Origin of the sequence: Actinocorallia longicatena (assembly GCF_039534125.1) — a bacterium.
Lineage (GTDB): Bacteria > Actinomycetota > Actinomycetes > Streptosporangiales > Streptosporangiaceae > Actinocorallia > Actinocorallia longicatena.
The window spans coordinates 1-10,313 of record NZ_BAAAUV010000062.1 but is presented as its reverse complement, the minus strand read 5'-3'; the positions used below and the strand labels follow the sequence as shown (position 1 = coordinate 10,313).

At 70.0% G+C, this 10,313-nt stretch carries 10 protein-coding genes and 2 pseudogenes; 3 read left to right on the top strand and 9 right to left on the bottom strand.

Features of this window, described 5'->3' with window-relative positions:
* Positions 1 to 102 precede the first annotated feature (102 nt).
* Positions 103 to 642 (top strand): DUF6193 family natural product biosynthesis protein, encoded by a 540-nt coding sequence (locus tag ABD785_RS40940; RefSeq protein ID WP_344840264.1) that lies wholly within the window; start codon positions 103 to 105, stop codon positions 640 to 642.
* On the opposite strand, the pseudogene ABD785_RS40935 reads toward ABD785_RS40940, so the two are convergent.
* The 6 genes and pseudogenes from ABD785_RS40935 to ABD785_RS40910 form a co-directional block, all read right to left on the bottom strand.
* Positions 578 to 1,284: pseudogene (locus ABD785_RS40935) on the bottom strand (IS5 family transposase); the annotation flags it as partial. The gene ABD785_RS40940 and the pseudogene ABD785_RS40935 overlap by 65 nt on opposite strands.
* Before the next feature lie 51 nt (positions 1,285 to 1,335).
* Positions 1,336 to 1,773 (bottom strand): hypothetical protein, encoded by a 438-nt coding sequence (locus tag ABD785_RS40930; protein WP_344840259.1) that lies wholly within the window; start codon positions 1,771 to 1,773, stop codon positions 1,336 to 1,338.
* Between the two features lie 35 nt (positions 1,774 to 1,808).
* Positions 1,809 to 2,075 (bottom strand): DUF6192 family protein, encoded by a 267-nt coding sequence (locus tag ABD785_RS40925; RefSeq protein WP_344840255.1) that lies wholly within the window; start codon positions 2,073 to 2,075, stop codon positions 1,809 to 1,811.
* Between the two features lie 62 nt (positions 2,076 to 2,137).
* Positions 2,138 to 2,397 (bottom strand): annotated as a pseudogene (locus ABD785_RS41445) (DUF6192 family protein); the annotation flags it as partial.
* Between the two features lie 979 nt (positions 2,398 to 3,376).
* Complete coding sequence (locus ABD785_RS40915) at positions 3,377 to 4,477, bottom strand: hypothetical protein (protein WP_344840249.1); 1,101 nt, start codon at positions 4,475 to 4,477, stop codon at positions 3,377 to 3,379.
* 223 nt (positions 4,478 to 4,700) lie between these two features.
* Positions 4,701 to 4,913: a hypothetical protein gene (locus ABD785_RS40910; protein WP_344840246.1), complete on the bottom strand. Its 213-nt coding sequence runs from the start codon at positions 4,911 to 4,913 to the stop codon at positions 4,701 to 4,703.
* A gap of 356 nt (positions 4,914 to 5,269) precedes the next feature.
* Between ABD785_RS40910 and ABD785_RS40905 the strand changes: the two genes are divergently transcribed.
* Positions 5,270 to 6,199 carry a tyrosine-type recombinase/integrase gene (locus ABD785_RS40905; RefSeq protein ID WP_344840244.1) on the top strand — a complete coding sequence of 310 codons (930 nt, stop codon included), beginning with the start codon at positions 5,270 to 5,272 and terminating at the stop codon, positions 6,197 to 6,199.
* A 187-nt stretch (positions 6,200 to 6,386) separates the two neighbouring features.
* Here ABD785_RS40905 and ABD785_RS40900 read toward each other — a convergent pair whose 3' ends face one another.
* From ABD785_RS40900 to ABD785_RS40890, 3 genes are read right to left on the bottom strand one after another with little or no spacing between them, the layout of a single operon-like run.
* Positions 6,387 to 7,310, bottom strand: a complete 924-nt coding sequence (locus ABD785_RS40900) for an ABC transporter ATP-binding protein (RefSeq protein ID WP_344840241.1) — start codon at positions 7,308 to 7,310, stop codon at positions 6,387 to 6,389.
* A complete protein-coding gene (locus ABD785_RS40895) occupies positions 7,307 to 8,185 on the bottom strand; it encodes an ABC transporter ATP-binding protein (RefSeq protein WP_344840238.1) in 879 nt (292 codons plus the stop codon). Before ABD785_RS40895 ends, ABD785_RS40900 begins: the two co-directional genes overlap by 4 nt.
* Positions 8,182 to 9,237, bottom strand: coding sequence for an ABC transporter permease (locus ABD785_RS40890; RefSeq protein WP_344840262.1), 1,056 nt, complete (start codon positions 9,235 to 9,237; stop codon positions 8,182 to 8,184). Before ABD785_RS40890 ends, ABD785_RS40895 begins: the two co-directional genes overlap by 4 nt.
* Before the next feature lie 291 nt (positions 9,238 to 9,528).
* Between ABD785_RS40890 and ABD785_RS40885 the strand changes: the two genes are divergently transcribed.
* Complete coding sequence (locus ABD785_RS40885; protein ID WP_344840235.1) at positions 9,529 to 10,161, top strand: TetR/AcrR family transcriptional regulator; 633 nt, start codon at positions 9,529 to 9,531, stop codon at positions 10,159 to 10,161.
* The last annotated feature ends 152 nt before the right edge of the window (positions 10,162 to 10,313 follow it).

Below are 10,313 nucleotides of genomic sequence, written 5' to 3'. Positions count from 1 at the left end.
CGAGTACGAGGAGACGTTCCATCGATCAGCCGCCGGCACCGGCCTGGCGAGCGAGAACCACGCGATCTAGCCTCCAACTTCGCCGGGGCGGCCCAGTTCCTGATGGAGTTCTGGGAACGCGGCGTCACGATGGCCCGGGGCAAGACCACCGACCTGGCCGCCGCATCGGGCGCGACCGCCGCCTGGCAGACAGGCAGTCGCCTCGCGGCCCTGCACGAGGCCTGGCCCTTCGTTCATTACGGCGAACTCGCCGAGGCCTACGAACGAGGCAACCCCACCCAGGTCCAATGGGAACTCCTCCGACGACCAGGCGGGCCGATCGACCCTGACCTCATCGAGACCGCCTACGCCCAGTCCGCCCTTCGCATGCTCTTCCCCTTCAGCAGCCACAGCTCGCTGAACCTGAGCCGCTGCACCCGCTTCCCCTACTCCGCCGACCTGCCAGTGATCTACCCCCTCGCCGACCGCCGTTTCACGATCTTCTGGGCTTCAGGCTCGCCCTATGGCACCGGGCATATCGCCGAGGCCGACACCGCGGCCGATGCCGTGGCGGTCGTGGTCGCCCGCCTACCAGCCGGATGCGGCCCTGCGATCGATGGAACAGCCGAAGGCCTTGACGAGCTGTGCTCTGATTCCACATAAGGCGCGGCAAGACGATGAAGCCCTTCTGCCCAAGCGGTCGGCGAACGGTCTTCAAGGTGATGTGCAGGAACCGTTCCGCCCAGGTGGTGAGGGTGCCGGCGTAGGCGGAATCAGCCCAAGCGAGGGTGAGCTGGGGATGCAGGATCCGCAGCCGGGCCAGCAGGTCCCGGGCGATGTCGCGGTCGGCCCGGTCGGCGGGCGTGACCATGATCAGGAGCGGCAGGCCCTTGATGTCGACCGCAATATGCCTCTTTCTCCCATTGATGCGTTTGCCCGCATCGAATCCGCGCTGGTCGCGTGCGACCGTCTCGGCGGCCTTGATCGTTTGGGAGTCGGGGATCGCCGTGACCGGGCGCGGGCAGCGTCCGGCCCGGGTGCGGATCTGTTCGCGCAGCTCGTCCCGGATGCGGGTGAGGACCCCGGCGCTGGCCCGGCGGGCGAAGAACCCGTAGACCGTCTGCCAGGGGATGCCGTAGTCGTGCGGCAGGGCCCGCCATTTGCAGCCGTTGTCGGTGACGTATCTGATGGCGTCGACGACATCGCGCCGCGGGTGCTTCTCCGGCCTGCCGCCCCCGGGAGGAGCGGTTCGATCAGAGCCCACTCCGCGGCGGTGGTGTCGGAGGGGTAGCGGCGTCGCGTCACCGGCCCCTCCTGTCGGGTCGTGCGATTGTGATGTCGATCGGCGGGTGTTGGTCAGGCCCGGCGGTGCGCCCCGGCCATGATGATCATCGCGAGGCCTGCTTTGAGGCCGTTGATCTGGTCGAGGGCATTGCGGGCGAAGTCGTCCTCGGGCCGCGCTGCGGCGTGCGGTGCGAGGGTCGAGGTGATGAGGCGGCTGGCCCGGTTGAACAGGGTCTGGACTCCGCCGAGCTCGTAGGCGATCCAGTCGGCGACGTTCACCGGAAACCGGTAGCCGTTCTTAGCGTCGTAGGTGAGCGGCGTCAGGTGCTCCAGCGCGGAGGTGTCCTTGATGTAGTTCAGGCCCTTGCGGACGTGGTGCGCTGACCTTCCCGTGGATTGCATGAGCTGCTTGAGGGTGAGCCCGGCGGGCCGGGACTCCATCAACGCGATCCGCACCCGCTCCCCGCAGACGTTGGTCGCGAGATTCACCGACCCCTTGGTCCTTGGCATGACGCGGGACTCCGTCGTGCCGGTCGCCGGGCCGGCTACTCGCCGCGCAGCAGCGCGGCCAGGCCCTCGTCCAACGACAGGTTCCCGGTGTTGACCGCCGACTCCAGCCAGTCGGCCGTCGCCCTCACCTTCGCGACCTGCCCGAGCACCGTGCCCTTCTCGGCGTCAGTGAGCTGCTGGCCGCGCAGGTTCGGGATCGCCCGGCCGATCGCGCCGGTGAACGCCGAGCAGGCGGTGACCAGCTCCAGGAACTCCCGCGACTGGCGGATCTCCTCCAGCCGCTCGGCGGCCGCGGGCGGCATGTGGTGGCGGCGATCTGCCGGGACCGCTCGACCTGGGCGCGGTTCACCGAGTCCCGGGCGACCCGGTCGCTCATCGCCTTGAATGCCACGTCCGGGCGGCGCAGCAGATCGGTCGCGACGGTGGCGGCGACCTGCTCGTCCACCGCCAGGTCGTGGATCGCCCGGACTTTCTCCAGCGTCGTGACCGGGTGGTTGACCTTCCGGCCCACCTCCCCTTGGCCGCGTCCTCGGTCCACTCATGGCGGCCCGGGCGCGGGTTCAGCGGAGGATCGTCGATTTTCTGCCACCGCTCCTGCTCATCGGCGATCGCCGCCAGCTGCATGTGGACCACGTAGGAGACGCCGCGCCGCCGCCGCTCGGCCGGCCACCGCGACGACACCCACCTGCGCCCCGTCAGCGTCCCCACCGGAATCCGGGTGTCGTCGGCCAGCCGCTCGATCAAGGCCTCCACCGAGAACAGAGGGTCGGCCGCGTGCGAGCCGCCCCGCTGTTGCAACGGCGCGATCTCCAGCGCCGCGTCACCGGTCTCGAACTGCGCCAGCATGTGCTGCTCGTCCAGCTCCAGCAGCCGCGCCACCAGCTGCTCGTAACGCGCCATGCTCACCGCGCCGATCCGGTCCTCGCCCGCCCCGGTGTGCCCGTCCGTGAACGCCATGACCCTGCTCCTCCCGGCTCTCGCCCGACCCATTCGAGCGACTTCGCCGAGAGTCTCGCCTTCATTACCCATGGTCACAATGCCCAGGTAAGAGAGGTGTGCCGGGCAGGACAGGAACGTCACCAAGATCCCGGAGGAAACGGGCGAACGTCCATCACCGTGACGCGAATCCGCCCGGTTTCCCGGGCCCTCCACGCCCTCGTCCGGCACTTCGCCGAACAGTAGACCGTCCCCCGCTGACGCTCCACGCCCTCCAACCAGACCGCACCGCACTCTGGGCAGACCACCTCCGGCGCGCACGCATCCCGCATCGCCGCCACCCGGACCCGCGTCTCAGCCACCCACCGACCGTGCCGCCGCCGACACGCGTCACCGCAAAACCGCGCATGAGCACGCACTTTCGCGCCCAGAACACGACCGCAGCACTGGCAAGTCCTGGCCTTCGACGCCACCCCTCCAAGGTCGCCGCACGCCCTGGCCAGTGTAAGAAGCGGCTCCGCCAGGTGTACCTACACGATCATCGGAGTTCGAAGACAAGCACTAAGCCTGTACCTGAGTACAGGTTGCAACCCCGCGGGGCGGGTCCGTCCATCGGAAGGCATCGAGAATCGTTGGATTTTCGCCGTCTGCTGCGGGGACACCCCGCTCAGGGTGAGGTGCGGCCGGGCGTATCAGACTGTGGCGGAGCCGCTGAGGGAGGTGCGGCTTCGGCGCGGGCGGCGCGTTCGCGTTGGGCGTCGGTCTCGGCCCGGGCCGCCGCGAGGTCGGCCTCCAGCCGTTCGGCCAGGGCCCGGGCAGCGGCCAGGTCGAGGCGGGTGCCGGCGGCCGCGTCCCGGGCGGCGTCCCTCTCGGCTTCAGCGGTCTGCAGCCGTGTGGTCAGCTCGGCCGCGCGGGTCGCGGCCGCCTCGGCTGCGGCGGACGCCTCACTCCGGGCAGAGGCGAGGGCGTTCTCGGCGGCTTCCGCCGCGGTCCGTGCGATGCGGGACTCGCCGTGTGCGGTCGCCAGGGCCTCTCTGACGGTGGCGAGCGCGGATCGCGTCTGGGCGTCCTCGGCACGTGCGGCGTCGAGCTGGTCCAGCAGCGTCCGCAGATCGGCCTGAGCCTGCTCCTGGGACTCCTCCAGGGCGAGACGCAGTTCCCTCAACTCACCGGTCTTCACATCCCGAGCCGCCTCCGCCGCGGCCTGCGCCTGCTGAGCCGCCTCCCGCAGCAGCCGGTGGGCTTCGACCGCGTCGGCGGCATCGGCACGGACCCGCGCGGCCGCGGAGATCTCCTGCTCGGCCCGCGCCTCGGCTGCCTGCTGAGCGGCCACCGCAGAGACAGCGGCCTTGTCCGCAGCGGCGCGTGCACGCTCCGCGGCCGCGGAACGCCCGTCGGCGTCGGCGGCCTGCTGACGTGCGGAGACGGTCTCAGCCTCCGCCCGGTGCACCCGCGCGAGCGCCCCCTCCTCCGCTTCCTTCAGAAAGCCCTGAAGCCGGACGAGCTGCTCCGCGACGGCGGCCAGCGGCAGCGCCCGGACCAGAGCCTCAGCCCGGGCCAGCGGCTCGTCAACGGTCGCGGAGTCGGCAGCCCGCCGGTCCCTGCTGGCCTGATCCGCATGCGCCTTGCCGCAGTACTTCGGCCGACGCCCCCGGCCCTCGACCACGGGCAGCGGCAGACCGCACCCGTCCAGGGCACACACCCCGGCCTCCACGATCCCTCCCCTGCCAGCCCCGCGCCCCTCGCCGTCCAGAGCGGCATCCACCATGTTCTCTTCGTCGATCACCCCCACAACCTACCCTGTACAACGCGTATTTCAACGCGTAATTATCTACGCGTCGCGCGAAAAGCGAAAATTATCAAAGACTAGGGCTCCTTGATAATGCCCATTATCCTGGTGACCACGGATGGCCCCGTGCCGTGCTTCCCGGCGCTGGGTCAGTCCCCGCCGGACGCCCGGTGTCCGCGCCACTGGATGCGGGGTCGCTCGCCTACGAGGTCTTGGTCAGCCCGAAGGCGTCTTCTGCGGTGCGGCAGGCCACGCGGATCTTTGATCCAGTCGTTACGGAGGCGTCGGGCCAGCGTCCGTCTTGGCGGGCGAGGGTCGCGACGAGCTGGATGTGGTCGTCTGCGTGCCGTAGCGCGATCCACCGGCAGGCCCACGGATCGCCGTGAGGCGCGATCTCGCTGGCGACGATGATCATGCGTGCGGCGTGCGCCCGGCTGCCGGTCGTTGAGACGACGGTCGTGGGGGTGGTTGCGGACTTGGCAGTGCCAGGTGCGCGGCCCCCGAAGGTGGGAGAGCTTGACCGGGAGGTCGAGCTGCGAGGCGAGCCTCGTGATGGTGGTGGAAGGGTCGGTGACGAAGGGGCCCCAGGCCGCGATGATCCTCGGGTTGACCTGTCCTTCTTGAACGATCCGCGCTGAACTATGCACACAGGGCGAGAACAGCCTTCCAGCAAATCGAACCCCACCTGCAGCACCCCTATCAAGATCTACCGGAGCAGGCTGTCTTCAAGATCCCCGACAGCGTCACGCACTCAGTGGTCGGGGCGGCGACATGGACACGGTGATCGTCGAACGGCTCGGCCGCGACCACCCGCTCGCCGTCCATCTCGACGACTTCTTCACCGACCTGAAGAACGCGAACGCCTCGCCGCAGACCCTGCGCGCCTACCGCGGCGACCCCCTGCAGTTCACCGCCCACCATGACGGCCAGGTCTCCGAGATCACCGCCGCACCCATTCGCGCGTTCCTGTCCGACCTGGGCGCCCTGTCGGCCGCGACCCGCAAACGCAAGCGTGCCGCGGTCTCCTCCTTCTGCCGCTGGGCCGTCCGCCACGACCGCCTCGACGCCAACCCGATGGACAAGATCGATACCATCAGGGTGCCGAAGACTCTGCCCCGGCCCGCCGCCGCGGCCGATGTCGCCAAGGTCTTCAACTCGATCTGCAGCAGGCGCCCGCGCAAGGACCTGCCGCTCGACCGACTCCGCGACCGGGTGCTGTTCGAGACGATCTACGTGTGCGGGTCGCGTGCCGGTGAGGCGTGCGGCCTGGATCTCGAGGACTTCGACCTGCGCCAGGATGACGAGCACGTTCGCATCCACGGCAAGGGCGGAACGGCGCGCACCGTGCCCCTGGACGACCGCGGGTACGTCGCCCTCCTCAAGCTCTATCTGGGCCGTGCGGGCTATCAGTACGGGCCCGCGTTCCGGGCCAGCATCAACGGTGGCGGCGGGCCGCTGTCCTACGACGCCGCCCACCACCGCTGGGACGGCTACTGCCGGCAGGCTGGAGTCGAGATCGACATCCACCAGCTCCGCCACGCCCACGCCACCGAACTCATCAACGCCGGCGTCCCCATCGAAGTCGTCCGCCGACGCCTCGGCCACGCCTCCACCGAAACCACCCAGCTCTACACCCTGCTGGCCGACGACGTCGCCGACAACGAGATCCGCGCCGCCCGCCGACGCCGCGACCGCCGCTGAACCCGCCCAGCCGAGACCGGCCTCACCAGTTCTGCACCCCGAGAACGTGCTCGTGGTCGGTTCCTTTCGTTTGCGGGCTCGCCTCGGCAGCGGCCGATGAGGTGGGCCGGTGCCGGACGGCGGCGGGCGGATCGTGCGGACAGCGCGCGCTGGCGCCGAGGGAGACGCGGGTGCGCTCGGGCGTGGCTCAGTGACGGATGGCCCGGTCGATGCTGGTCATCTTCTCCTCCAACGTGGCGGGCACCTGCCGGATGGTGGCAGTGATGCCCGCTGCGTCGAGGGCCTGGTGGATGGGTTGGGGTGGGGTGTCGGCGAGGCGGACGGTACGTCCGGCGAGGGTGACGGGCAGCCCGGCGGCGTCGAGGGCGTCGAAGGCGGCGGCCCAGTCGGTGGTGTCGACTTCACAGGCGGTGGTGTCGCCGATGATGTCGGCTTCGGTCCCGGCGGTGACCTTCTTGCCGGCCGACATGAGGACGAGCCGGTCGCACTGCTGGGCTTCCTGCATGTAGTGGGTGGTGACCAGGACACCGGTGCCGGACTCGGCCTGTTCGTGGACGGCGTCCCAGAGCCGTGCGCGGGAGAGCGGGTCGACGCCGGAGGTGGGTTCGTCGAGGATCAGGATCCGCGGTTCGTGGGAGAGCGCGATGTGGAAGGCGAGCTGGCGTTGCAGGCCGAGGCCGATCTCCCCTACGAGGCGGTTCGCTGACGGCTCCAGGGAGGCGGGCAGGGGCTTGCCCTTGCCGAAGGACGCGGCGGCGAAGTCGGTGTTCTCCTTGACGGTCATGTCCTCCCACAGGCCGAGCCCTTGAGGGACGTAACCGAGGTCGCGGCGGGTGTCGCGGGAGGGCGCCTGCCCGAACATCGCGACGGCACCGGAGGTCGGCACGGACAGGCCGAGGAGCATCTTGATGAGGGTGGTCTTGCCGGCGCCGTTGGCTCCGAGCAGGCCGACGATCTCACCCGGCTTCACGTCGAGGGAGACGTGGTCGACGGCGGTGAAGTCACCGAACTTCTTGACGGCGTCGAGGGCCTCCACCAACGGCAGATCTGGCCCCGCTCCTGCCCCGGGTCGCTGGCTGCTGGTGCTGCCGCTGGTCGTCTGGCTGGTCATGTGACTCCTCCGGCGGTGGTGTGGCGGGCCAGGGTGGCGGCGATGACGGAGTCCTCCATGTCGGGGGTCAGCGCGTTCTCGCCGGGTCGGGCGGGGCCGGGGTGCCAGGAGTGGACGGCCCGGCCTCGCCGCCACGACAGGTCGGGGTCTCCGGCGGGGGCGGTGCCGGTGGTGATGACGCCGGGGGTGGCGGCCAGGACCTCGCTCGGTGTGCCCTGGGCGAGGACGTGGCCGTCGTCCAGGACCAGGACGGTCGAGGCGCGTTCGGCTTCATCCAGGTAGGTGGTGGCCATCGCGACGGCCGCGCCTTGGGCGGCGGCGTGGGAGATGAGCCGCCACAGGTCGACGCGGCTGACCGGGTCGACGCCGGTGCTCGGCTCGTCCAGGACCAGGAGATCGGGTTCGTGGAGCATGGCCATACAGAACGCGAGCTTCTGCCGCATCCCGCCCGACAGCCGCCCCGCGAGCCGATCGCGGGCCTTGGCCAGGTCGGCGGTCTCCAGCAGCCGCGCCTTGCGCTGTTCGAGGTCGGGCCCGGTGAGGCCGTAGGCGGCACCGACGAAGTTCAGGTTCTCCTCCACCGACAGGTCCACCCACACCCCCGATGCGCCGGTCGGCATGAACGCGCACTGGCGCTGCGGCGGCGCGCTCACCGTCCCCGACACCGGGCCGACCCTGCTCACCAGGGTCCGCAGCAGGGTGGTCTTGCCCGCCCCGTCTCCTCCGACGACGGCCGCGACCTGCCCGCGCGGCACGGGAAAGGACACCTCCGACAGTGCGGTGACCTGCGCGGAGCCCTTCCCGAACACCACGGTCACCCCGGACGCGCCCCACTGCGGACCAGTCGCGGCGGCGGGGGCGGTGGGGCCGTTCACCGGCCCGCTCCGGCGGTCGCGGTGGTCTTGGCGGGGATCTTGGGCATGGCGGGTGCGAGATCGCGGCGGAACCGCAGGACCGCCGCCCCCAGCAGCAGCACCGCCATGGCGGCCAGGACGAGCAGCGGCACCCACAGGGATGATAGAGGCGCGTCTCGGAGCATCACCCCGTTGGCGATCTTGTTGAACCAGGTGAGGGGGAGCAGGTAGCCGATCCAGCGGACCCCCCAGGTCATCGACTCCAGCGGGAAGATCATCCCGGACAGGAGGATCTGGGGCATGATCGACATCATCGCGACCTGCATGGCCTGGCCCTGGTTCTGGGAGACGGTCGAGATGAGGACGCCGAGGCCGAGGACGGCGAGCAGGAACAGCGCCGACCCGAGCGCGAAGATCAGCACGTTGCCGTTGAACGGCACCCCGAACAGCAGGCACCCCAGCACGGTCACCAAGACGAGGTCGAACGCGCCGAGGATGAAGTAGGGGACGATCTTGCCCGCGATGACGTCCGTGGGCTTGAACGGCATCACCGCGAGCTGCTCCAGGGTGCCGGCCTGGCGCTCCTTGACCAGGCCGATCGCGGTGATCAGCGTCCCGATCAACGCCATGATCATGCCGACCAGGGCGGGCACCATCACCCACGAGGTCTCCAGATCCGGGTTGAACAGCACGTCCGGCTTGATCGGGGCCTCGCTCGTGGCGATCGAGGCGACCGCGGTCTGGGCGGCGAACAGGTTCGCGCCGTTGATGTAGGCGGTCGACGGCTCGCTCGGGCTGGAGCCGGTGACGATCGCGACGTCGACCGTGCCCTCGCGCAGCGCCTGCTCGGCCTGGTCCTTGCCCTTGGACGTCGAGGTCTCCTTCACGTCGAAGGGGTCCTTCAGCTGGCCAGCGACCGTCTTGGCCTGCGGCCCGTACACGTCGGTCTTCAGGTCCGTCACGTCGAACCGCGCCGCGTACCCGAAGATCACCAGCAGGATCAGCGGCAACCCGATGATCATCGCCATGGTGCGCTTGTCCCGCCGGAGTTCCAGGAACTCCTTCAAGATCATCGACTTCACGAACCAGCCTCCAGCCGTACGCCGGGCTCCCGTGGACCGGCGGATGACACGAGGGTCCGACCCTGCGATCAGGGGCACGCGCCCCCGGTCGCCGCCGTCTGGATCCCCCCGGTCCGGCCGACAAGGTTGACAGCCGGATATCCACGAACGTAGAAGACCGCAACGGGAGAAATCCACCATTGGGGAATTACGGGGAGTTAAGATCTGGCACGTTAGGTGGTCATTGCGGGGGTGGCGCTTATATCCTCGGTGTGGAGTTCCGCAGGTGGGGAGTTGCTGCTGATGACCGTCGACACCGGGGGCAGGACGGGCCGCCGGCCCGGGCACGCCTCCAGTCGGCAGGCGATCCTGGCCGCCGCCCGCGACCAGTTCATCGCCCATGGCTACCGCGGCGCCACCCTGCGCGCGATCGCCGCCCAGGCCGGCATCGACCCCGCCCTGATCCGGCACTTCTTCAAGGACAAGGACGGCCTGTTCTCCGCCGCGATGGAGCTGCCGCCCGAGGCCGCCGGCCTCATCGCCGGTGCGTTCGACGGGCCTTCTGACCAGTGGGGCGAGCAGCTGACCCGCACCTACCTGGCGTTGTGGGAAGACCCCGAGACCGCGGCGCCGCTGCGCGCCACCCTGGTGTCGGCGTTCGCCAACGACCAGGCCCGCGACCGGCTGCGCGCCTTCGCCACCAACACCATCCTCACCACCTTCGGCCCCCGCCTGCCGCCCGACGCCCCTGGCCTGCGCCTCACCCTGGCCGTCAGCCACCTCATCGGCATCGCCCAGGCCCGGCACCTCATCCAGGCCCCGCCGATCCTCGCCTACGACCTCGACACCATCGTCGCGATCGTCGGCCCCACCATCCAGCGCTACCTCACCGGACCCCTCCCCGACGCCGTCCTCCGCGCCGGCGTCTCCGCCTGACGGTCTCAGCCGTGCGGATGCGGCCCTAGGGGCTGTTTGGGGTTCGGATCTTGGTGGGTCCGGTGGTGGGCTGGTTGTGGCTGTTAGAACTTGGGTGTGGCGCGTTTTGATGTGACGGATGTGGAGTGGGCGTTGATCGAGCCGTGTCTGCC